This window comes from Streptomyces sp. NPDC056486, from assembly GCF_042795295.1.
GTDB lineage: Bacteria > Actinomycetota > Actinomycetes > Streptomycetales > Streptomycetaceae > Streptomyces.
Window position 1 is genome coordinate 1 of record NZ_JBHTSF010000152.1, and the last position, 21,020, is coordinate 21,020.

A 21,020-nucleotide genomic window follows, 5' to 3' on the forward strand; every position below is an offset into this window, starting at 1 on the left:
CGCGACGCCTCGGGCGGCTACCGCCGTTACGCCTGGACCGGCGCCGACGCCGAGTGCCGCCTCTGGTTCCAGGCGCAGGCCGAGGCGCGCCGCCTCGACTACGAGGTCGACCGCAACGGCAACCAGTGGGCCTGGCTCGGCGACCCGACCCGGGGCGACGCGGTCGTCACCGGCTCCCACCTGGACTCCGTCCCGGACGGCGGCGCCTTCGACGGCCCGCTCGGGGTCGTCACGTCCTTCGCGGCGCTCGACGAACTCCGCGCACGGAAGGTGTCGTTCCGCCGCCCCCTCGCCATCACCAACTTCGGCGACGAGGAGGGCGCCCGCTTCGGCCTCGCCTGCGTGGGCTCGCGCCTGACGGCGGGACAGCTCACGCGCGAGAAGGCGTACGAGCTGACGGACGCGTCCGGGGTCACGCTCCCGCAGGCGATGGAAGCGGCGGGCTACGACCCGTCGGCGATCGGCCCCGACCCCGAACGCCTCGCCCGTATCGGCGCGTTCGTGGAACTGCACGTGGAACAGGGCCGCGCGCTCGACCTGTCCGGCGACCCGATCGGGATCGCCTCCGCCATCTGGCCGCACGGCCGCTGGCGCTTCGACTTCAAGGGCGAGGCCAACCACGCGGGCACCACCCGCCTGGTGGACCGCCGCGACCCGATGCTGTCGTACGCGGAGACGGTCCTCGCGGCCCGCAGGGAGGCGGAACTCGCGGGCGCGGTGGCGACCTTCGGCAAGATCGCGGTCGAACCGAACGGCGTCAACGCGATCCCGTCCCTGGTCAGGGGCTGGCTGGACTCCAGGGCGGCCGACCAATCCACCCTCGACACGGTCGTGACGGGCATCGAGAAGGCGGCCCGCGAGTACGCGGACCGGCACGGCATCGACCTGGATGTCGTACGCGAGTCGTTCACGCCGGTGGTCGAGTTCGAGCACGCGCTGCGGGACGAGCTGGGCACGATCCTCGGCTCCGGCAAGGAAAAGAGCCTGCCCGTCCTCGGTACGGGCGCCGGACACGACGCAGGTATTTTGTCCGGATCGATCCCCACCGCCATGCTGTTCGTACGGAACCCCACGGGCATCTCGCACTCCCCGGCCGAGTTCGCCGCCGAGGACGACTGCGTCGCAGGGGTGACCGCACTGGCCGACGTACTGGAAGGTCTTGCGTGCAGCTGAAGACGGATTCGGAAAAGGCGGCCACCTACTGGCTGGAGCACGCCTCGCTCGACACGAACGTCGAGCCGGGCGTGGCGGTGGAGGTGACGGGCGACCGCATCACGGCCGTCCGCAAGGACGTGGAGACGCCACCGCCGGGCGCGACGGTGCTGCGCGGCCTGACGCTCCCCGGCCTCGCCAACGCCCACTCGCACGCCTTCCACCGGGCCCTGCGCGGCACGGTCCAGGTGGGCTCGGGCACGTTCTGGACGTGGCGCGAGGTCATGTACTCGGTGGCGGACCGCCTGACGCCGGAGACGTACCACGCGCTCGCACGCGCGGTGTACGCGGAAATGGCTCTGGCGGGCATCACGACGGTGGGCGAGTTCCACTATTTGCACCACGCGCCGGGCGGCACGGCTTACGCGGACCCCAACGCGATGGGCGAGGCGCTGATCGAGGCGGCAGCGGACGCGGGCATCCGCATCACGCTCCTGGACACGGCGTACGTGGCATCCGGTCTCCTGACGGAGACCCGGGGCGAGCCCCCGAACCGCCACCAGCTGCGCTTCTCCGACGGTACGACGGAGGCGTGGGCGGAACGGGCATCGGCCCTGAAGGACCGCGACCACGCCCGGATCGGCGCGGCTATCCACTCCGTACGGGCGGTCCCGGCACGGCAGTTGGGCGCGGTGGCGGAGTGGGCTTCAGCCCGCCATGCCCCCCTCCACGTGCACCTCTCCGAGCAGAAGGCGGAGAACGAGGCGTGCCTGGCGGTGCACGGCCGCACGCCTACGCGGTTGCTTGCGGACCACGGGGTCCTCGGCCCCCGCACCACCGGGGTCCACAACACGCACCTCACGGACGAGGACATCGCGCTCCTCGGCCGTACGACGACGGGCACGTGCATGTGCCCGACGACGGAGCGGGACCTGGCGGACGGCATCGGCCCCGCGGTCCGCCTGCAACGAGCGGGCAGCCCCCTCTCCCTGGGCAGCGACAGCCACGCGGTCATCGACATCCTCGAAGAGGCCCGCGCGATGGAACTGAACGAGCGCCTGCGCTCGCACACGCGGGGCCACTGGACGGCGGCGGCGCTGCTGCGGGCGGCTACCGCCGATGGGCATGCGGCGCTCGGCTGGGCGGATGCGGGCGTGATCGAGGCGGGCGCCCTCGCCGACTTCGCGACGGTCGCGCTGGACTCCGTCCGCACGGCGGGCCCCGTGCCGCGGCTTGCCGCCGAGGCGGCGGTGTTCGCGGCGACGGCGGCGGATGTCCGCCACACGGTGGTCGGGGGCCGCCATGTCGTACGGGACGGGGAGCACGCGCTGATCCCCGATGTGGCGGGGGCATTGGCGGAGGCGGTGGCGGCGCTGCGAGATTGAACCTTTCCCCAACCCCGCCCCCAGAAGATTTAGCCCGTCCGGCGTTTGAGGACGAACTCGGCGGAGCCGGTGATGACGGCACGCACAAGGCACAGGGCCCCCGCGCCGAGCGGGTTTTTGGGAAGGGGCGGGGTTGGGGAAAGAAACCCGTCCAACCCCCCAGCCCCCACGGAGATGACGCATGCCCACCACCCTCATCACCAACATCGCCAGCCTCGTAACGAACGACCCCGCCCAGGGCGACGGAACCCCCCTGGGTCTCCTCACGGACGCCGCCGTCGTCCTGGACGGCGAAACCATCGCCTGGGTAGGCCCCGCCGCAAAGGCGCCCGCAGCGGACGCGACCCACGACGCCCAGGGCCACGCGGCCATCCCCGGCTTCGTCGACTCCCACTCCCACCTCGTCTTCGCGGGCGACCGCACCCAGGAGTTCAACGCCCGCATGTCGGGCCGCGCCTACTCCGCCGGAGGCATCCGCACCACAGTCGCAGCGACCCGAGCCGCTACGGACGCCGAGCTGGAGGCGAACCTCACCCAGTACCTCCGCGAGGCCCTCCACCAGGGCACGACCACCTTCGAGACGAAGTCGGGCTACGGCCTCAACACCGAGGACGAGGCCCGGGCCCTGCGCATCGCGGCCCGCCACACGGACGAAGTCACGTTCCTGGGCGCGCACATCGTCTCCCCGGACTACGCGGAGGACCCGGCGGCGTACGTGGAACTGGTCACGGGCGACATGCTGGCGGCCTGCGCACCCCACGCCCGCTGGATCGACGTCTTCTGTGAGAAGGGCGCGTTCGACGGCGACCAGGCCCGCGCGATCCTGACGGCGGGCAAGGCGAAGGGCCTGCACCCCCGCATCCACGCCAACCAGCTCTCCTACGGCCCCGGCGTACAGCTCGCCGTGGAGCTGGACGCGGCGTCGGCGGACCACTGCACCCACCTCACGGACGCGGACGTCGACGCCCTCGCGAACAGCAACACGGTGGCGACCCTCCTCCCCGGCGCCGAGTTCTCCACCCGCGCCGAGTGGCCCGACGCCCGCCGCATCCTGGACGCGGGCGCGACGGTGGCCCTCTCCACGGACTGCAACCCGGGGTCGTCCTTCACGTCCTCCGTACCCTTCTGCATCGCCCTGGCCGTACGGGACATGGGCATGACCCCGGACGAGGCGATCTGGTCGGCCACGGCGGGCGGCGCCGCGGCCCTGCGCCGCACGGACATCGGCGTCGTACGCGAAGGCGCCCGCGCCGACCTCGCGCTCCTGGACGCCCCGAGCCACGTCCATCTCGCCTACCGTCCCGGCGTCCCTCTGGTCACCGAGGTCTGGCAGCGGGGGGCGCGCGTTTCACCGAAACGTGTGCGCTGACGCCCCTGTCTGAGGGGCCGATGCCCGGGCAGAATCGAGTGAGTTGAAGGTGCTCGACCTGCAGGCGCTCGCCTGCAGGTGCTCGCTCGAAGGTGCTGCGTGATGGACCATGAGCTTCCGGAGTTCCCTGAGATTCCACCTGATCTGGCCACGGCCGCCCGGCTCGGCGGTGAGATGGGGCGGCTGTTCGCCGCCTACGACTGGAGCTCCCATCCACTCGGGCCGCCGTCCACGTGGTCCGAGGAACTGCGCGCCGTGGTCGCGGTGGGGCTGACGTCACGGTTCCCGATCGTGCTGTGGCTGGGGGCCGAGGATCTGTTCCTCGTCTACAACGACGCCTACATGATCGCCCCCTTGGGCGAGAAGCACCCTGCGGCGTTCGCCGAGCGGGGCCGTGACGTGTGGTGGGACATCTGGGAGCCCATCGAACCCATGCTCGCCGGGGTCATCGAGACGGGCGAGGCGACCTGGTCGAGCGACCTGATGCTGCCGATCGTCACCGCGGGGCAGCCGCAGGAGCGGTACTTCACGTTCAGCTACGGCCCGATCATCACCGCAGCCGGCGATGTGGACGGCGTGTTCTGCGCGGTCACCGAGACCACGGAGCGCGTGCTCGGGCAGCGGCGGCTGAGCATCCTGAACACCGTGGGTGCGGCGCTGATGGAGGCCCGCACGGTGGAGGACGCCGCCCTCGCCGCGGTGGAGGCCTGCGCGGAGCACGACAGGGACCTGCCGTTCCTCGCCGTGTACGTGGAGGATCCCGACGCGCGCGTCAGCCGCCTCAGCCAGTGCACGCCGCGGGTGGACGGACTGCTGCCACGCTCCCTGCAAGCTCTGCTGCCTCCCGCACCGGCAGAGGCGCCCGGGGCTGTGGCGTCCAGTCCGGGAATGCCGCTGGTGACGGGCCTGGGCGCGTCGCTGCCCTCGCTCGCGTCGGTTTTCGAAGCCGGGTCGTGCCCGGAGCAGGCCCTGGTGCTCCCCGTCTCCGATTCGGCGCAGGACGAGGGCGTGCCGATGGGGGCCGTGGTGATCGGCCTCAATCCGCGCCAGCCGCTCGACGACCAGTACCGGGGGTTCTGCCGGTTGCTCGCGGACCAGTTGTCGGCGGCGTTCGCCACGGCGACCTCGTACCAGCGCGAGCGGGAACGCGCCGACCTCCTCGCCGAGCTCGACCGGTCGAAGACGGTGTTCCTGACCAACGTCAGCCACGAGTTCCGCACACCCTTGACGCTGCTGCTCGGACCGCTCGATGACGCCCTGGAACAGATTCCCGGTGAGTCGGCACAGGCGGACCGGCTGCGCACCGCTCGCCGGAACGCACAACGGCTGCTACGCCTCGTCAACTCCCTCCTTGACTTCTCGCGCGCCGAGGCCGGGCGGTCCGCCCCGGTGCGCACCCTGGTCGACCTCGGCGCGCTGACCGCGCAGATCGCCTCCTCCTTCACGGAGTTGTGCGATCAGGCCGGGGTCGAACTGGTCATCAGGTGCGACCACGTGATCGCGGACGTCGATGTCGGCATGTGGGAGACGGTGGTGCTCAACCTGCTGTCCAACGCGGTCAAGTTCACCTTCGCGGGCACCATCACGGTGCGGGTCGCCGAGATCGAGGACAAGGCCGTCGGCCTCCGGGTCAGTGACACCGGCACGGGAATCGCCGGGGAAGACATCGGCAAACTGTTCGACAGGTTCTACCGCGCGGGCAACACCCGCGGCCGCAGCGTCGAAGGCAGCGGGATCGGCCTTTCCCTCGTACGCGGCCTTGTGGAGCTGCACGAGGGGACGGTGGAGCTCACCAGTGAACTCGACGTCGGCACCACCGTGACCGTCCAGCTCCCGCCGGTCACGGAGGACGAGCGCACGGTCCGCGGCGTCACCGCACTGCCCGCACCACGATCCGACAGCGACAACCCCTTCGTCGCGGAGGCGTTGCAGTGGCTCGGCCACGACGAGGAAACCCCGGACAGGTTCGACGACCCCACCGCCTCCAGCATGGACGTGCCGCCGCGCGGCCTGGTCCTCATCGCCGACGACAACGCCGACATGCGCGCACACCTGAAGCGCGTCCTTTCGGCCCGGTGGGACACCGTCGCCTTCGGTGACGGGGCAGCCGCACTTCGCGGTGTCCGACAGCACCGTCCCGACGTCATCGTGACCGACGTGATGATGCCCGCCCTTGACGGGTTCGAGTTCGTCACCGCCGTCCGTGCCGACCCCCAACTGGCGTCGATTCCCGTCCTGATGCTCTCCGCCCGTGCGGGCGAGGAGGCGGCGGGCGAGGGCTTCGCCAGCGGCGCCGACGACTACCTCCCCAAGCCGTTCCGCTCAGCCGACCTGCTCGACCGGGTCGCCGCGCGCGTCACCGCCGCCGAGCGCGAGCGCGTCGAGCGGGAGCGGAGCGAGGACCGGACGCGCCAGGCCACGGCGCGGGCCGAGACCTCCGGGCGGCTGAGCGCGGCCACTTCGATCGAGGACATCCTCCACGCCCTCCTCGCCGCCCCGGGCAGCTCGCTGAAGGCCGGCGCCGCCGCCCTCGCCCTGCCGGACCACGAGCTCGGCCAGATCCGCATCCACTACGCCGGAGCGGTCCCGGCCGAGCTGCGCGATCGCTACCACACGGTCGCCCTCGACGCGCCGATCCCTCTCACCGACGTGATCCGCTCGGGCGAGCCGATGATCATCCCCGACACCGCGGCGGCCGACGCGCGCTACCAGGTCCTTGCCCGCGACGCGGAAGGCAGTGTCCGCGCCGCACTCGTCCACCCGTTGAAGGACGCGGCCGGATCCGTCCAGGGGGCGGTGGCGTTTCTCTGGCCCGAACCGTGCCCCTTCGACTCCGCCGATGTGGAGACGTTCACCGGGCTCGCCGCGACGGCCTGGACGGCCGTCGACCGCGTGCGCAGCGCGGAGCGCGAGCGTCGCATCGCCACCGACTTCCAGGACCAGCTCCTCGACCTGGACCGGCGGTCTCCCGCCGCCGTGGTGTCGGCGCTGTACGAGCCCGCGGCCGAAGCCATGCGGGTGGGCGGGGACTGGTACCTCGTCACGCCCCTCGACGACCCGGCGCGCGTCGCGGTGTCCGTCGGGGACGTCGTCGGCCACGGCCTCTCCGCCGCCACGGTGATGAGCAAGCTGCGCAGCGCGACCACCGTCTCGGCCCTGTCGGCTGCGGACCCCCACTCCGTGCTCGGACTCCTGCAGAAGTACGCGTCCGCCGTGCCGGGCGCGGCCTGCTCCACCGTCGGCTACGCCGTGGTCGACTCCCGGGCCCACACGATCAACTACGCCTGCGCCGGTCACCCCTACCCCCTGCTGATCCCGCCCACCGGCGCCCCCCGCTACCTCGATCAGGGCCGATGCCCGCCCTTGGCCACCTCCACATCCCATGAACTCGGCCCCGCGGACCTCGCCGAGTTCCCACCGGGCTCCCTGCTCATCATGTACACCGACGGTCTCATCGAACGCCGGGAAGAGTCGCTGGACGACGGGTTCGCCCGGCTCGCCGCCGCGGCCGGTCTGTACCGCGACCTGCCGGTCGGGTCGATCTGCGCCGAACTGCTCAGCTCCCTTACGCCGCAGGGCGGTTACACCGATGATGTCGCCGTGCTCGCACTGCGGCCGTCGGGAATCACCCCGAGCAGCTTCGTGACCGCGATCCCCGCGGCCACCACACACGTGCCGGATCTGCGCCATCGCCTGCGCGCGTGGCTCGCCGCCCTGGGCCTGTCCGAGACGCTCCAGCACGATGTGCTGCTCGCGGTCGGCGAGGCGGTGGGCAACGCCATCGAGCACGGCAGCGATGCGAACCCGGCGAACATCATCTCCGTCGAGGCCTTCGCCGACGAGGAGATGGTCTCGACGACCGTCTCGGACCCCGGCCGCTGGAGCGGCGACTCATCGGCGAGCCGCCGAGAGGCGACGCGCGGACGCGGTCTGACGTTGATCAACGGCCTCAGTGAACATGTCCAGACCGTCCGCTCGAGCAGAGGAACACGCGTCACCATGCACCACCGGCGAAGTCCCGTTCCGGGGGCGCATTCCACATCCAGGGGAGCAACCCCATGACCGCGTCCACGTACGCCTTGCGCACCGCCCGCGCAGGGCAAGAAGGCGGCGAAAGCATGCCCGTCATCAAGGTCACCGGCGAGATCGACATCACCAATGCGGCCGACTTCGGTACGGAGGTCGGCGCGCTGCCCGGCCCGCGCCCTCTCGTACTCGACTTGAGCAACGTGCTCTATCTCGACAGCGCGGGCTTCGCCGTCATCGACCGCCTCATCTCGGAGCAGACGGCCTGCCTCGTCATCGCCCCCGGAAGCCGCACCCACACAGCGGCCATACTCCTGGGCATGCCCCACCACGCCTGCGTCGACGCGGCCATGGCGGCCGCCGAGAACCGGCCCTGACCGGCATCGATAGGCCGAGAGGCTCAGCCCGTCTCCGCGAACCCGTCACACGGTCGAGACGTGTGGTCCGTCATCGACGAAGCCGAGCCGCCGGTTCATGCCGATGGCCGCCGTGTTGGCAGGGTGATGGATTGTCCGCAGCAGGCGCGCGTCTTGAGAGCGCGCGAAGCGGATGGCCAGAAGCTTCATGGCCAGCGAGATTCCCTTTCCGCGGTGGCTTGCCAGCAGCCCGGTCATCTCGCTGAAGGCGTGCCCTTCGGGCTGAATGGACGTAGTCGCCATGCCGATCCATGACTCGCCGTCCAGAGCGAGAACGACGCCTCGGGGATCGAAGGTGGGGGTCTCGACGCGTTGGGCCACGTACTCGTCGTACGTGTAGAACTCCCCGCGCTCCGGGATGTCGGCGGCACACGTCTTGTTCAAGTCGTAGAGCGCACGCCGATGTTCAGCGGTGTCGCCGACAGCTGCCATGGTCGTGAACTCGACACCGGTCTGCCGACAGCTCCGGAGGTAGGGCTCGAACCGGGCATCGTCGAACGCATCCAGATCAAGCTTGAGCCGAACCCATTCGACGGCCATGAGGCACCTCCAGGATCACCGGACGTAACACGTGCGCGAAGCAAGCCTATCGATCAAGGGCAGCACGGCTCATGGCAGCAGGGCGGGCGCTGCTTGCCTGAGCCGGTACCCGGATACGCAGGGCCGATGTGAGTATCCGTACGGATCTGCATCGGCGAAGGACTGCCTACGGTGACGTCCATGACTGCACCCGAGCCCGCCTCCGCGCCCAACCGCAGACGGCGCTGGATCATCGCCCTCTTGGTCACACCAGTGGCGGCGCTGTTCGGCGGCGCCTGCTTCCTGATGTACGGCTGGCCGGAGCAGTACGACAGCGAGCCGCCGCCGGAAATGTTGCGGCGTATCGCGGCCGACAACCAGGACGCCTACCGCGTACTGGATCTCGGGCCCGTGCTGAAGCCGCGGTCCGGCCCGGAGGACCCCGCTGAACACCACTCCCACAACTCCGCCTCGACGGGCGAGTGTTACCCCGACGGCCTGGAGGCCATGGAGGACGAGCCTCTTGACGGTGTCTACAACATCCATCACACCTGGACCGCCGTCAGGAAGAACGACTCCGGGGTGCGGCCCGCCTTCCGCCGCCTGGAGGACCACCTCGCGGCAAACGGCTGGGAAGTCGACTGGAGCGAATCCATCAACAAGCAGAACTTCAGCGTGATCGCCGACAAGGACGGCTACCACCTGACGATCCACTGGGACTCAGACTTCAAGGAGGTCACCGGCCTCGGCCGCAGCCCCTGCGCCCGCTTCCCCGACCCATCGCAGGAGCGTGCTTATCGCTCCGTCGACCAGTACGAGGAGCCGGACCGGCAACTGACTCCGCCTGACCTCGTGCCCAGCCGGCGGAGCTGATCAGAGCTCGCCCTGCGTGACGGCGGTGACGAAGGGGGCCCACGCGGACGCGGGGATCACGAGAGCGGGCCCGTGCGGCGCGTCTTGGAGTCGCGGATGAGGATGAGGCCGGGTGAGGTCACGGGCTACCTCTACGCACTCGCCGCCGTCGCCGTTGCTGCTCTTTCGCCGGTTGGCGGTGGGCGGTGGCTGGGGAGTGTTCGGCTACTCAGGCGGCCAGTTCGCCTTTCATGACGGCGCTGATGAAGGGGGCCCACGCGGACGCTGGGATCACGAGGGCGGGCCCGTGCGGCGCCTTGGAGTCCCGGACGGGGACGACACCGGGGAGGCCGTCGGCTACCTCGACGCAGTCGCCGCCGTCGCCGTTGCTGTGGCTGCTCTTGCGCCAGTGGGCGGCGCCGGGGAAGTGTTCGGCTACCTCGATGCAGTCGCCGCCGGAGCCGTTGCTGTAGCTGCTCTTGCGCCAGAGCGCCGAGCTCAAGTCAATCTGGATGCTTGCCATTTCGATAATCCTCTGCCGCTGCCTCGATCATGGCGAGGGACGCCTCAGGTGGTAGCGCGGCGGCCCTGAGCAGATCGTACGACCTACGGTAGTCCTTCACGAGCGGCGGATAGTCGATGAGTTGGCCGCTGTGGAGGCCCTCCGTGTACACGACGGGAGGGGCGTCAGGGAAGGTCATGACCTTGGTCATGCCCATCATGAAGGGGTGGGCTGCTGCCGTTTCCGGAAGGATCTGCAAAACGCCCTGCACGGACCGGACCACTGTCAGGATGCGGTCCAGTTGGCCCGCCATCTGCCCTGGTGGCAGAAGCGGCCTGCGGACCATCGACTCGTGCAGGATCGCCCAGAAAGCCGGGGGCACCTCCTGCTCCCACAGCTCCGCCCGCTCCATGCGCGCGGTGACCTGCTTCTCCACGGTGTACTGCCGCAGCCAGGGCAATGAGGTCCGTACGACGTTCTCCGCGTACGCCTGTGTCTGCAACAAGCCGGGGACGAGCATCGGTGCCCACTCCTCGATGCTCTCCGCGTACCGCTCCATCTCCGCGACATCCGCGAAGTACTCGGCGTGACCGCCCTGGCGGGCCCTGCGCGCATCTTCACAACGGCGTTGGAAAAAGCCGTCCGTCTCAAGCTTCTCGTCGACGTGATGGGCCAGGTCGAGCGGCATGCGGCGCTCGCCGCGCTCGATCTGGCTGAGGAAGGGCACGCCCCGGTAGCTGCCCTCGGCCAGCCGTTCGAGGGTGAGGCCCGCTGCCTCCCTCTTGAATCGCAACTCCGCGCCGTAGAAGGCCGGAACGCTCGCCGACGCGTCGGGATCCTTACGAGAAGGCACAACCCACCACCGCCATTTGCCAGTTACCGTGCGCAACCCAAACCCCTGTCACGTTACGCCGAGCCACAGCACTGTGTGACCGAAACATCACAGAGCGCACGGAAGGCGTACCTCCATGCCAGACCCCGCCCCCACCTCCACCTCAACCCCTGCCCCCACCCCCGACTTCGAACTCTCCCTGCTCGCAGTGCCCAAGGCGGTCCCCGAACTCCGCCGCACCCTGAGCGAGCATCCGCACGGCAGCCCACACCCCGACGTACAACTCTGCGTCAGCGAACTGCTCAGCAACGTGATCCGGCACCTCGGCGAGGGAACGCCCGTGACCGTCCGCCTCAGCGGCGCGCAGGGCCGGATCCGCGTGGCGGTCACCGATCCCGACCCCCGTGCCTGGCCCCTGCTCCGAAGGGCGGGCAGCGACGACGAGACGGGCCGTGGCCTGGCCCTGCTGGACGCGGTCTCGCTGCGCTGGGGCGTGGAGCAGGGGCCGGACAGCAAGACCGTCTGGTGCGAGCTGGGGGAGGGATAGGTGCTGCGACGTCTCCTCGCCCGGCTCCTGCCCGGCACGGGTACGCGCCGGGCCTACGCCGCCACGGAAAAGCCGCCGACGCCGAGGCCGCCGAACCCCGAGCCCCGCGTCCAACCCCAACCCCAACCTCGCCCCCGCCTCCGCCCCCGCAGCCCATACGCACGTGAGGTCGCCGAGGACCGCCCCATCGACGTCAGCGGCATCCCCCTCGCGCGGCCCTACTACCGCGCCGCCGAACGCTGCCTGCTTCAGACGGAACGGCGGCTGGCCCTGGCCCTCGCGCTGGAGGGCGTGGACTACGGCCCGGCGGTCATCCACGGCGTGGCGCTGCCCGCCTGAAGGGCCTGTGCCACGAGCGCGACCCTGACACCCTGAGACCCTGACCCCATGAAGACCATCGGCCTCATCGGCGGCATGAGCTGGGAGTCCAGCGCCGAGTACTACCGACTGCTCAATGAACTCGTACGAGAGCGCCTCGGCGGCCTTCATTCGGCGCGCTGCGTGCTGTACTCCGTCGACTTCGCCGAGATCGAGCAGCTTCAGGTCGCGGGGGAGTGGGCGCAGGCGGGTGAGGTGCTCGCGCGGGCGGCCAAAGGGGTGGAGGCGGCCGGCGCCGAGCTCGTGATGCTGTGCACCAACACCATGCACAAGGTCGCTGAACAGGTCCAGGAGGCCCTCTCCGTGCCGTTCCTGCACCTCGCGGACACAACCGCCGACGCGGTGCTGCGAGGCGGTCTGCGGCGCGTAGGGCTGCTCGGCACCGCGTTCACCATGGAGCAGGACTTCTACCGGGAGCGCCTTGCCGCGCGCGGGCTCGACGTGCTGATTCCCGATGCGGAGGGGCGCGCGCTCGTGCACCGGGTGATCTACGAGGAATTGTGCCTCGGAGTGGTGCGTGAGGAGTCTCGAGTGGGGTACCAGAAGGTCATCGGCGATCTCGTACGGAACGGAGCGGAGGGGGTCATTCTGGGGTGCACCGAGATCGAGTTGCTCATCGGGCAGGAGCACAGCCCGGTACCGGTCTTCCCGACGACGAGGCTGCACGCGGAGGCAGCCGTGGCGGCGGCGACCCTGTAGCCGAGCCGAGGGTGCAGAAAACAACCCACCCGCCGCCCCTGCGCACAATAGATGCGGGGCAAACGGGTGGGTGGGTGGGGAAGCAATCCGCCGCGAAGCGGCGACTCAGTGGCCCGCAAAAACGCCGAGCGGCGAGACCCCTCACTCGTCGACGGTCAGTCCCTTGCGGAGCTTGACGAGTGTGCGCGAGAGCAGCCGCGAGACATGCATCTGCGAGATGCCGAGCTCATCGCCTATCTCCGACTGCGTCATGTTGGCGACGAAGCGCAGCGACAGGATCTTCCGGTCACGCGAAGGAAGTTCGGCGATCAGCGGCTTCAACGACTCGACGTACTCGATGCCTTCGAGCCCGTGGTCCTCGTAGCCGATCCGGTCCGCGAGCGCGCCTTCGGAGTCGTCCTCCTCGGGCTGGGCGTCCAGGGAGCTCGCCGTGTAGGCGTTGGACGCCGCCATGCCTTCGACGACTTCGTCGTTGGAGATGCCCAGGCGCTCGGCGAGCTCGCCCACCGTGGGGGCGCGATCGAACTGCTGGGCGAGTTCGTCGCCCGCCTTGGCGAGGTCCAGACGGAGTTCCTGAAGGCGGCGCGGGACGCGCACCGACCAACTCGTGTCACGGAAGAAGCGCTTGATCTCACCCACGATGGTCGGCATCGCGAAGGTGGGGAACTCGACGCCCCGGCTGAGCTCGAAGCGGTCGATCGCCTTGATCAGGCCGATGGTGCCGACCTGGATGATGTCCTCCATGGGCTCGCTGCGGGAGCGGAACCGGGAGGCGGCGAACTTGACCAGGGCAAGATTGAGTTCGACGAGAGTGTTGCGCACGTACGCGTACTCGTGCGTGCCTTCCTCGAGCGTTTCGAGGCGCTCGAAGAGGGTCTTGGACAGGGCCCTAGCATCCAGCGGCCCCACCTCTGCGTACGGCGGGATCTCGGGCAGGTCGGCGAGCCCCTCGGGAAGGGCTGCCGTCTCCGCTGCGGTCGTCAGGGCCGATTCGTCCGGCGTGGCTTCCGTGCGGGGACCTGGGATCTCGGTCTCTATACGGTTCGGTGAGAGTGTCGACGTCGCTCGGTCAGTGCGCGATTCGTCGAGCCGGGGTGACATGGTGTCCTCCATCGTTCTCGGCATATGGCTGCCGATGCCAATACGTGCACTGCGGTGTGCGGCGCCTCCAAAGCCGTCCGTGTTGATTACTGTCTCTTCTACCCCTACCCGGTTCCACAACTCAGTTGCAAGTGCGTTGTGCGACGAAATGTCCGAATTCAGGCGCTTGTTCGGGTACCCGGGACCGTACGGAAGGCGTAATGTTCAGGGGCGTCATCAACAGCCACGACGGTCGGAAGTGAGTGACGGAATGGACCGCGGGACAGTCGGTAGCGCGCAGGGTGGCCGGCTTCTGGTCGAAGTCCGGGCCGAGAGCCCGAGCGTCGTCGTGACTCCGGCAGGTGAGTTGGATCACCACACCGCCGATTTGTTGCGTGAACCACTCGAGACCTGCCTCAATGACGGGTTCTCGCGACTTGTCGTCGACTGTTCGCGCCTGGAATTCATGGACTCCACCGGACTCAACGTCCTCCTGGGGGCCCGGCTCAAGGCCGAGGCCGCGGGGGGCGGAGTCCATCTGGTCGCGATGCAGCCGGTGGTGGCCCGAGTCTTCGAGATCACCGGAGCCGACGCGGTCTTCACTGTCCACGAGACGCTCGAAGCGGCGTTGACCAGCTGACCGGGCGGCCTGTTGACGGAGTGTGCGCAAGAGTTACGCGCCAGTTGTCTCTATGTGATCATTGCGTTACCAGTGTCACACAGGTCGCGTCGAATAAGTGGGTGTTCTCACGGTTCGGCCGGGCAGGAGAGACCTTGGATCCGTCTACAGCGGACCGGAAGTAAATCGTTGCCAAATCAACAGCAGGAACGGTCGAGCAGTCGATGATCTCTCTTGGATTGCCGCTCCTCGTCCCGGTCCTTGTCCAGAGTCCTCTTGTCGGTGAGGTGAAGCGCTGATGAGCACCACCCGGCCTTGCTCGCCGGGCGACCGCGGTCCGGAGTCCGAGACCGTCGTCGCGGACGCTCCCGCGGACCAGGTCGCAGCCGCGGCCACGGTTCGTCAGGGGCGCCAGGTCCGCAGGCTGAGCCTGAACGGCGCCAGTGGCATAGTGCCGCTCGCCCGGGATTTCGCACGCCAGGCGCTCCAGGCGTGGGGCTGGCTGCCCGCGGCGGGCGCCGACCAGCGTGCGGCAGCCGAGGATGTCCTCCTCGTCGTGTCCGAGCTGGTGACCAACGCGTGCCTGCACGCCGAGGGTCCCGACGAGCTCTGGCTCTCCTCCGACAACAAGGTGCTGCGGATAGAGGTGTCCGACCGCGGCGCGGGTCAGCCCGCGCCCCGCACCCCGCACCGCGCCGGTCGCCCCGGCGGGCACGGGATGTTCATCGTGCAGCGGCTCTGCCTGGACTGGGGTGTCGTCCGCACCCCGGGGGTCACGGGCAAGACGGTGTGGGCGGAGCTGAGCGCGCCCGCGTAGGGCACGGTCAGCACCGCAGGACACCTGGGCAGCGCATGCGCTGTGCCCGCTCAGTTCCCCCTTGGGTTACCCACGGTTCGTACGCGCGCCGGATCACTGAGATCCGGCGCGTTCTTTGTCTTCCCTCGACAAGGCCCCGGGCGTACCTTGAGCGCCCAATCTGATGTGCCGTCAGTAAATCCGCACCGCGGCACGCCACGACCGGCATGAGGGGAACTCGAGGTGTCGTACCAAAAACGTAGGGCCGCGCTCGCGCTTGCCACGGCCTTGGCCGGCGGCTCGGCGGTGCTGATGGCCGCCCCCGCCGCGCAGGCCGAGGTCCAGGACGTCAACTACCAGTGCAAGACGCCCATCGGGAACAAGGGCGCCGTATCGCCGATCGATATCAAGAGCGTGAAGAGCGGCAGCGGCTACAAGCTCACCATGTCCTTCCAGAAGGGCGTCTCCTCCAGCCCCGTGGAACTTGGCAAGGGCGCGATGAAGCCGAGTGCGCTCATCAAACTGGGCGGCGCGGAGAGCGGCACTGTGCCGGTCTCCGGAGCGCCCAACGACAAGGCGATCCCCGCCAACACTCCCATCAAGATCAGCGACCTGTCGGGGACGTACACGCCGAAGAAGAGCGGCAAGGTCACCTTCACCGCGGGTGTCCTGACCATCAAGGCGCTCGGTACGACGACGACGTGCACACCGTCCAACAGCCCCAAGGCCTCGCTCTCGCTCGACGTGAAGGGATCGGGCGGCGGGGGCACCACGGGCGGCGGCTCCGGCGGATCGAGTGACGACGGCGGCTCAGGCGGCTCGGCCAGTGCTCCCTCCGGCGGCGACGAGCTCCCGCAGACCGGACCCGCGGACTCCGCGATCGCGCTCGGCACCCTCGGCGGCACGGTGCTGCTCGCGGGCGCGGCAGGCGCGCTCTGGCTGACCCGCAGGAACCAGGCGGCCCGGTCGCGCTAGGAGCGGTGCGCGGCGTCGCAGGGACGCGGTGACCGCGCACGCCCCGTCCGACCTCCGCGTACGACGCGTACATCACGTACGGCTCGTACATCACGTACGACACGTACGAAGATCCAGGAGCCGCCGATGCCGTCGCTGCTGTCCGTTGCCCGTGCTCTCACCATGGCCGTGGTCTTACTGGGGACGGGCGCGGCGCAGTCGGCTCCGGTGTACGCCGACGACTCCGGAGCCTGGTCCGTCGCGCCCTCCGCGGGAGGGGGGACGCGGCCCGCGAAGGACGGACGGCCCTACTTCTACGTGGAGGGCACGCCCGGATCCGTCCTTCAGGACACGGTGACGGTCACCAATCCGGGATCGAAGCCGCGCACGGTGCGGCTGAGCGGCGCGGACGCGGACAACACGCGGGGCGGCGCGTTGTCCCTTGAGCGAGGCAAGCCGACCGACACCGGCTCCTGGATCACGTTCGCCGAGCGCAAGGTGAAGGTGCCGCCGCGCACCCGCGCCGATGTGCCGTTCAGCGTGAGCGTCCCCGAGGGGGCGGTGCCGGGCGATCACCCCGGGGTGATCGTCGCGCGGGAGGGCGGCCGTGACGCCGGGGTGCGTGTGCATCTGCGGGTGAGCGGCCCGACGCTGTCCGCGCTGACGGTCGAGCACGTGAAGGCCGAGGCCGGGCGCATCTCGTACGACGTCGTCAATCGCGGCAACACGATCCTGACCCCCAGGCTCAAGGTCCACGCGGACGGCGTCTTCGGCCCGCTGCTCGACCGAGGGCCCCGCACGCTTCCGGTCGAGCTCATCCCCGGCCGCAGGGTCACCCTCACGGAACCGTGGACCGACGCCCCCGCACTCGACTCCGTCGAGGTCACCCTCACGGTCACGGCATCGGGCGGAGCCCACGGCAAGGCGACGGCATCGGCCCGCTTCGTGCCGTGGGGAGCGGTCGCGGGGGTGGGGGCCGGGGTGCTCGGCCTGGCGGCGGCGGGCGTCTGGTTCGTGCGCAGACGCAGGGGGGCGGCGGATGACCCACCGCCGGACGAACTTGAACAGGGCTTCGTGGAGCGCGAGTTGGCGGCATCGAGCACGGGAAGGGGCGACCAGCTGTGAACGGCCACACTCTGTTGTGGGCAGGCGTTCCGCACGGCGGAACGGGTGGGCACAACCCCCCACGGCCCGGCACTCGAAAGCGAAACAGCAAGAGGTACATAGCCGCCGCCGCGCTGGCGGCGCTGTTCGCGGTGCTGCTGATCCCGGCAGGCCATGCCACCGCCGCGGAGAAGCCGAAGGTCACCCTCTCCCAGGCCCAGGCGGGCAAAGGCGGCGACATCACCGTCAAGGGCGAGGGATGGCGACCGAACGCCCTCCTGATGATGCTCGTCTGCGGCCAGTCCACCCCGGCCAGGGGCGTACCCGGCGGCACGAACTCCTGCGCCAACGACACCGGCCGCGCCGTCACCACGGACGGCAAGGGCACCTTCAGCAAGAAGCTCCCCGTGGCCGAGCCCCCGAAGCCCTGCCCCTGCGTGGTGCACGTGGCCACGGTCACGGGGGAGAAGGCCCAGGCGGACGCCGCGTTCAAGGTCGCGGGCCACCCGGTCGAGGCCCTGCCCAAGCAGCAGGGCGGCGGGAAACTCTCCGTCCTCACCGACACTCAGCTCGAAGGGTCGAGCGGCGTACTGACCTGGTTCGGCGCCCCGCCCTCCCGCAAGTTCACCTTCACCGTCGGCAACGTCGGCTCTGCCCCGGTCAAGAACCCGGTCTTCCAAGTGGGCACCTCCCACGGCGTGTTCGCCCCGCAGTGGGAGGAGCAGCAGTGGCGCGGCACCATCGCCCCGGGCAAGAAGGCCCAGATCAAGCTCCCGGTCGAACTCTCGGCCGGAGCGCACGGCAACTACCTCGTCTCCCTGAAGTTCGGCGGCAAGGTCCTCGCCGAGCAGCCCTGGGGCGTCGGCCGCCCGTGGGGTGTCACCGTCTTCTGGATCCTGCTCTGTGTCGTCGTACCGGCCGCCGTCTTCCGTATCGGCATGGCGGTGGTGGACAGGCTCCGCCCGAACCGTCGCCGTGGCGGACGCAGCCGCCCGGCGGGCCGCCACCGCACCGGCAGGCTCTCCGAACTCACCGAACGACTGCCGAAGTTGCGGCTGCCCCAGGGGGCGGTCGCGGCGGACGAGGCGGCCCGTACGCCAGGTACACCGCGTACGCGTACGAAGCCGCCCCGCGAGTCCGGCAAGTCCGCCGAAGACGCAGCCACGAACACGACCACCCTCCCGTGGTTCACCCCTGACACAGACCCCGGCGCCGGGACCGATCCCGCCGGACAGCTCTCCGCACCGTCAGAGAACAGCCCGACGACGAAAGGAAACACGTGATCAGCACACGACGGAGAGCGGGCGCGGCCTCGGTCTCGCTGCTGCTCGGCGGGGCGGGGATCCTGCTGGGCGCGGGACCCGCGCAGGCGGCCGATGTGGCGTACAAGACGGAGTGCATTCCGCCGGCGATCTCGGGCCTTCCACCGGTGCAGGGCACCACCAAGGTGGAGATCACCGCGCCGGCCACCGCGAAGGTGGGCGACGAGGTCGATGTCGTATGGAAGACCACGGAGGCCGCGTCCAAGAACCCGGACATCCTCGACCTGGACAAGGACACGGTGAAGCCGACCGGCACCATCAAGGTGGGTGGCGGCCAGAGCGGTGACCTGGCGGTGGCGGGCGAGCGGGTCAATCCGCCGATCAAGAAGAACAGCCCCATGGTCCTGTCCGACATGAAGGGCAAGCTGAAGCTGACCAAGGCGGGCGACATCACGCTCACGCCGGGCGCGTACAACATCAACGTCAGCAAGCCGATGTCCACCGACACCAAGTGCACGCCGAAGGAGCAGGTGAAGGCGGGCGCGACCATCAAGGTGACGGACGGCGGCGGCAGTTCGGGCGGCGGCACGGCGTCCGGTGGCAGTACGTCGGGCGGCAGCACGTCGGGTGGGAGTACGTCGGGCGGTTCCACGTCCGGCGGTGGCTCCACCGGTGGTGACGACGGCGGCAAGACCGACTTCCCCGGCAAGGAAGTCCAGACGCCCTACAAGTGCAAGACGCCCATCGGTGACAAGGACGCCACATCACCCGTCCAGATCAACGCCAAGAAGGACGGCGGGAACTACGCCCTCACGGTGGAGTTCAAGAAGTCGGTCATGGACAGCCCGGCCGACATCCCCGCGGACTCCGTGAAGCCGTCGATGGCGGTCAAGCTGGGCGGCGCGGACAAGGGCACGGTGGCGGTGGAGGGCCCCACGAACAAGGAGCCCATCAAGTCCGGCGACCCGATGACCATCCCTGACCTGACCGGCACGTACAAGCCGGGCGCCGACGGCAAGTCGACGCTCTCGCCGGGTGTCCTCACGGTCAAGGCGCTCGGTACGACGACGACCTGCACGCCGTCCAAGTCCGAGGTCTCCCTGGAGATCGACACGGCGGCGCAGCCTGGTGGCGCGGCGGGCGGTTCGGGTTCTGCGGGCGGCGGCTCTGGTTCTGCGGGCGGGTCCGGTTCCGCGGGCGGCTCCGCCACGGGTGGCGGCGACCTCGCGGAGACCGGCGCCGACGACAACGGTGCCCTGCGGGCCCTCGGTCTCGTCGCAGGCACGGTGATCCTCCTCGGCGGCGCGGTCTTTACGTTCCTGCCGAGGCGAAGGAGCGGCCTCCGCTGAAGCTCCGTCAGGGGCGCGGGGAACTGCGCGAGCAACCAGAGACGACCTGCACCGGCCGATGGTGCGTACCCCGCAGACGCGTCTGCCTGCGGCGGTCCGTCCGGCGGGTGCGGGTCGCTTTGGGTTGCTCGCGCAGTTCCCCGCGCCCCCTGAAGGGGTGTCCCCTCAGACGTGCTTGCGCAGCCAGCGCAGGACCGCCTGGGCGACAGCCGGGTCCCTCAGGAGCTGGCCCCCGTGCGCGCTGCCCTGCTCGATGCGGACGGTGACGTCGCGCAGGCCCGCCACCGTCTGTGCGTGCGCGAGTTCCGTGGAGTGCGCGACGGGCACGAAGTCCGCCGCCGAGTGGGTCAGGAGCATCGGCGGGTCGTTCGTTCCCGAGGCGTGCGACTTGGCGGCGAGATCCTTCCACCGCCTCAGGCACCGCTGCCCGCCCAGAGCCGGTGAGCACCCGGCGAGCCGCTCGGCGGACCGCCGCAACTTGCGCTGGGCCGGGGACGCGGCGCGCATCCCGCCGTCCGTCCAGGCGCGGAAGGGCGAGGCCACGGGGGAGAGGGCCACCACGGCCCGTACCCGCTTGCGTCCGGCACCGTAGGCCCCGGCGCTGACGGCGAGATGCCCGCCCGCGGACGAGCCGAGCACCAGGGGAGTAGCGCCGCCTCGCCGCTTCACCCACCGCAGGGCCGCGAGCACGTCGTCGCGCTGCGCGGGCCACGCGGCGTCGGAGGCAAGGCGGTAGTCGGTGTCGTACACGGTGAACCCGCGTGCGGCGAACCACCGCGCCCACCCGCTCCAGTCGGTGTCCCGCGCCCAGGAGCCGCCGTGCAGGATCATCAGGGCGGGGCGCCCGGCCGCCCCGGCGCCGTACACGGTGATGTTCTGGCGGGCGTGCTTCCCGTACGAGAAGGTCCGGCCCGGCGACGGCTGTGAGGGTTGTGACGGCGGTGATGGCTGCGACGGTTCGGGCGCGGCCTCGGCGGCGGCACTGGACGAAAGCAACGCCAGGCAGAGGGCGAGGACCGGCAACGTACGGCGCATGGCCAGATGTTGCACCGCCAGGGACCGGCACCGGCACAGAAACGTTCTCCTTCACCGCCACGGGTTAGTGAACGATCCTCTGTTCGTGCGAGTGGACGAACGCGAGGGCCGCCGCACCCGGAGGTGCGGCGGCCCTCGCCGTCG

Annotated in this window: 20 protein-coding genes and 1 pseudogene; 15 read left to right on the plus strand and 6 right to left on the minus strand. The window is 70.0% G+C overall.

Going from position 1 to position 21,020, the window contains the following annotated elements; all coding sequences use genetic code 11:
• The 5 genes from ACFQ7F_RS37175 to ACFQ7F_RS37195 form a co-directional block, all read left to right on the plus strand.
• The coding region (locus ACFQ7F_RS37175; protein ID WP_383280833.1) for an allantoate amidohydrolase at nt 1–1,173 on the plus strand (1,173 nt) is incomplete at its 5' end.
• Nucleotides 1,164–2,537 (plus strand): formimidoylglutamate deiminase, encoded by a 1,374-nt coding sequence (locus ACFQ7F_RS37180; protein ID WP_383280836.1) that lies wholly within the window; start codon nt 1,164–1,166, stop codon nt 2,535–2,537. The genes ACFQ7F_RS37175 and ACFQ7F_RS37180, both read left to right, overlap by 10 nt.
• Nucleotides 2,538–2,718: 181 nt before the next feature.
• Complete coding sequence (gene hutI, locus ACFQ7F_RS37185) at nt 2,719–3,906, plus strand: imidazolonepropionase (RefSeq protein ID WP_383280839.1); 1,188 nt, start codon at nt 2,719–2,721, stop codon at nt 3,904–3,906.
• Between the two features lie 102 nt (nt 3,907–4,008).
• Nucleotides 4,009–7,968: a SpoIIE family protein phosphatase gene (locus ACFQ7F_RS37190; RefSeq protein ID WP_383280842.1), complete on the plus strand. Its 3,960-nt coding sequence runs from the start codon at nt 4,009–4,011 to the stop codon at nt 7,966–7,968.
• Nucleotides 7,965–8,309 (plus strand): STAS domain-containing protein, encoded by a 345-nt coding sequence (locus tag ACFQ7F_RS37195; protein WP_383280845.1) that lies wholly within the window; start codon nt 7,965–7,967, stop codon nt 8,307–8,309. The genes ACFQ7F_RS37190 and ACFQ7F_RS37195 overlap by 4 nt, the downstream gene beginning before the upstream one ends.
• Nucleotides 8,310–8,354: 45 nt before the next feature.
• On the opposite strand, the gene ACFQ7F_RS37200 is transcribed toward ACFQ7F_RS37195, so the two are convergent.
• The gene (locus tag ACFQ7F_RS37200) at nt 8,355–8,888 is read right to left on the minus strand and encodes a GNAT family N-acetyltransferase (protein ID WP_383280848.1); all 534 of its coding nucleotides are present in this window, start codon (nt 8,886–8,888) and stop codon (nt 8,355–8,357) included.
• 180 nt (nt 8,889–9,068) lie between these two features.
• Between ACFQ7F_RS37200 and ACFQ7F_RS37205 the strand changes: the two genes are divergently transcribed.
• Nucleotides 9,069–9,740 carry a hypothetical protein gene (locus ACFQ7F_RS37205; RefSeq protein WP_383280851.1) on the plus strand — a complete coding sequence of 224 codons (672 nt, stop codon included), beginning with the start codon at nt 9,069–9,071 and terminating at the stop codon, nt 9,738–9,740.
• Here the strand turns inward: ACFQ7F_RS37205 and ACFQ7F_RS37210 are convergent.
• The 3 genes and pseudogenes from ACFQ7F_RS37210 to ACFQ7F_RS37220 all read right to left on the minus strand — a co-directional run.
• Nucleotides 9,741–9,896: pseudogene (locus ACFQ7F_RS37210) on the minus strand (DUF397 domain-containing protein); the annotation flags it as partial.
• A gap of 52 nt (nt 9,897–9,948) precedes the next feature.
• Nucleotides 9,949–10,242 carry a DUF397 domain-containing protein gene (locus ACFQ7F_RS37215; protein ID WP_383280854.1) on the minus strand — a complete coding sequence of 98 codons (294 nt, stop codon included), beginning with the start codon at nt 10,240–10,242 and terminating at the stop codon, nt 9,949–9,951.
• Entirely contained in the window at nt 10,223–11,074 is an 852-nt protein-coding gene (locus tag ACFQ7F_RS37220; protein ID WP_383280857.1) for a helix-turn-helix domain-containing protein, read from the minus strand. The genes ACFQ7F_RS37215 and ACFQ7F_RS37220 overlap by 20 nt, the downstream gene beginning before the upstream one ends.
• A 115-nt stretch (nt 11,075–11,189) precedes the next feature.
• Between ACFQ7F_RS37220 and ACFQ7F_RS37225 the strand changes: the two genes are divergently transcribed.
• Genes ACFQ7F_RS37225 through ACFQ7F_RS37235 form a run of 3 tightly spaced genes read left to right on the plus strand, consistent with a single transcriptional unit; the run spans nt 11,190 to nt 12,677 of the window.
• Nucleotides 11,190–11,600, plus strand: coding sequence for an ATP-binding protein (locus tag ACFQ7F_RS37225; protein WP_383280859.1), 411 nt, complete (start codon nt 11,190–11,192; stop codon nt 11,598–11,600).
• The gene (locus ACFQ7F_RS37230) at nt 11,601–11,939 is read left to right on the plus strand and encodes a hypothetical protein (protein ID WP_383280862.1); all 339 of its coding nucleotides are present in this window, start codon (nt 11,601–11,603) and stop codon (nt 11,937–11,939) included.
• Nucleotides 11,940–11,987: 48 nt separating this feature from the next.
• Nucleotides 11,988–12,677 carry an aspartate/glutamate racemase family protein gene (locus tag ACFQ7F_RS37235; RefSeq protein WP_383280865.1) on the plus strand — a complete coding sequence of 230 codons (690 nt, stop codon included), beginning with the start codon at nt 11,988–11,990 and terminating at the stop codon, nt 12,675–12,677.
• A gap of 141 nt (nt 12,678–12,818) precedes the next feature.
• Here ACFQ7F_RS37235 and ACFQ7F_RS37240 read toward each other — a convergent pair whose 3' ends face one another.
• Nucleotides 12,819–13,790 carry an RNA polymerase sigma factor SigF gene (locus ACFQ7F_RS37240; RefSeq protein WP_383280868.1) on the minus strand — a complete coding sequence of 324 codons (972 nt, stop codon included), beginning with the start codon at nt 13,788–13,790 and terminating at the stop codon, nt 12,819–12,821.
• A 238-nt stretch (nt 13,791–14,028) separates the two neighbouring features.
• On the opposite strand from ACFQ7F_RS37240, the gene ACFQ7F_RS37245 reads away from it, so the two are divergent.
• The 6 genes from ACFQ7F_RS37245 (at nt 14,029) to ACFQ7F_RS37270 (ending at nt 19,841) form a co-directional block, all read left to right on the plus strand.
• A complete protein-coding gene (locus ACFQ7F_RS37245) occupies nt 14,029–14,397 on the plus strand; it encodes an STAS domain-containing protein (RefSeq protein ID WP_383280870.1) in 369 nt (122 codons plus the stop codon).
• Between the two features lie 277 nt (nt 14,398–14,674).
• The gene (locus ACFQ7F_RS37250) at nt 14,675–15,193 is read left to right on the plus strand and encodes an ATP-binding protein (RefSeq protein WP_383280873.1); all 519 of its coding nucleotides are present in this window, start codon (nt 14,675–14,677) and stop codon (nt 15,191–15,193) included.
• Between the two features lie 222 nt (nt 15,194–15,415).
• The gene (locus tag ACFQ7F_RS37255; protein ID WP_383280876.1) at nt 15,416–16,147 is read left to right on the plus strand and encodes an LPXTG cell wall anchor domain-containing protein; all 732 of its coding nucleotides are present in this window, start codon (nt 15,416–15,418) and stop codon (nt 16,145–16,147) included.
• A gap of 126 nt (nt 16,148–16,273) precedes the next feature.
• Nucleotides 16,274–17,251, plus strand: a complete 978-nt coding sequence (locus ACFQ7F_RS37260; protein WP_383280879.1) for a hypothetical protein — start codon at nt 16,274–16,276, stop codon at nt 17,249–17,251.
• Nucleotides 17,252–17,349: 98 nt separating this feature from the next.
• Nucleotides 17,350–18,513 (plus strand): hypothetical protein, encoded by a 1,164-nt coding sequence (locus tag ACFQ7F_RS37265; protein ID WP_383280886.1) that lies wholly within the window; start codon nt 17,350–17,352, stop codon nt 18,511–18,513.
• A complete protein-coding gene (locus tag ACFQ7F_RS37270) occupies nt 18,513–19,841 on the plus strand; it encodes a hypothetical protein (protein ID WP_383280889.1) in 1,329 nt (442 codons plus the stop codon). Before ACFQ7F_RS37265 ends, ACFQ7F_RS37270 begins: the two co-directional genes overlap by 1 nt.
• A 165-nt stretch (nt 19,842–20,006) precedes the next feature.
• Here the strand turns inward: ACFQ7F_RS37270 and ACFQ7F_RS37275 are convergent, their stop codons facing one another.
• A complete protein-coding gene (locus tag ACFQ7F_RS37275; RefSeq protein ID WP_383280882.1) occupies nt 20,007–20,876 on the minus strand; it encodes an alpha/beta hydrolase in 870 nt (289 codons plus the stop codon).
• Nucleotides 20,877–21,020: the final 144 nt, after the last annotated feature.

Bases quoted from the DNA above. Each gene is read 5' to 3' on its own strand.
- ACFQ7F_RS37240 (WP_383280868.1), bottom strand. From the start codon at position 13,790: ATGGAGGACACCATGTCACCCCGGCTCGACGAATCGCGCACTGACCGA.
- ACFQ7F_RS37275 (WP_383280882.1), bottom strand. From the start codon at position 20,876: ATGCGCCGTACGTTGCCGGTCCTCGCCCTCTGCCTGGCGTTGCTTTCG.
- ACFQ7F_RS37190 (WP_383280842.1), top strand. From the start codon at position 4,009: ATGGACCATGAGCTTCCGGAGTTCCCTGAGATTCCACCTGATCTGGCC.
- ACFQ7F_RS37205 (WP_383280851.1), top strand. From the start codon at position 9,069: ATGACTGCACCCGAGCCCGCCTCCGCGCCCAACCGCAGACGGCGCTGG.
- ACFQ7F_RS37225 (WP_383280859.1), top strand. From the start codon at position 11,190: ATGCCAGACCCCGCCCCCACCTCCACCTCAACCCCTGCCCCCACCCCC.
- ACFQ7F_RS37195 (WP_383280845.1), top strand. From the start codon at position 7,965: ATGACCGCGTCCACGTACGCCTTGCGCACCGCCCGCGCAGGGCAAGAA.
- ACFQ7F_RS37245 (WP_383280870.1), top strand. From the start codon at position 14,029: ATGGACCGCGGGACAGTCGGTAGCGCGCAGGGTGGCCGGCTTCTGGTC.
- ACFQ7F_RS37235 (WP_383280865.1), top strand. From the start codon at position 11,988: ATGAAGACCATCGGCCTCATCGGCGGCATGAGCTGGGAGTCCAGCGCC.
- hutI (WP_383280839.1), top strand. From the start codon at position 2,719: ATGCCCACCACCCTCATCACCAACATCGCCAGCCTCGTAACGAACGAC.
- ACFQ7F_RS37260 (WP_383280879.1), top strand. From the start codon at position 16,274: ATGCCGTCGCTGCTGTCCGTTGCCCGTGCTCTCACCATGGCCGTGGTC.
- ACFQ7F_RS37250 (WP_383280873.1), top strand. From the start codon at position 14,675: ATGAGCACCACCCGGCCTTGCTCGCCGGGCGACCGCGGTCCGGAGTCC.
- ACFQ7F_RS37215 (WP_383280854.1), bottom strand. From the start codon at position 10,242: ATGGCAAGCATCCAGATTGACTTGAGCTCGGCGCTCTGGCGCAAGAGC.
- ACFQ7F_RS37200 (WP_383280848.1), bottom strand. From the start codon at position 8,888: ATGGCCGTCGAATGGGTTCGGCTCAAGCTTGATCTGGATGCGTTCGAC.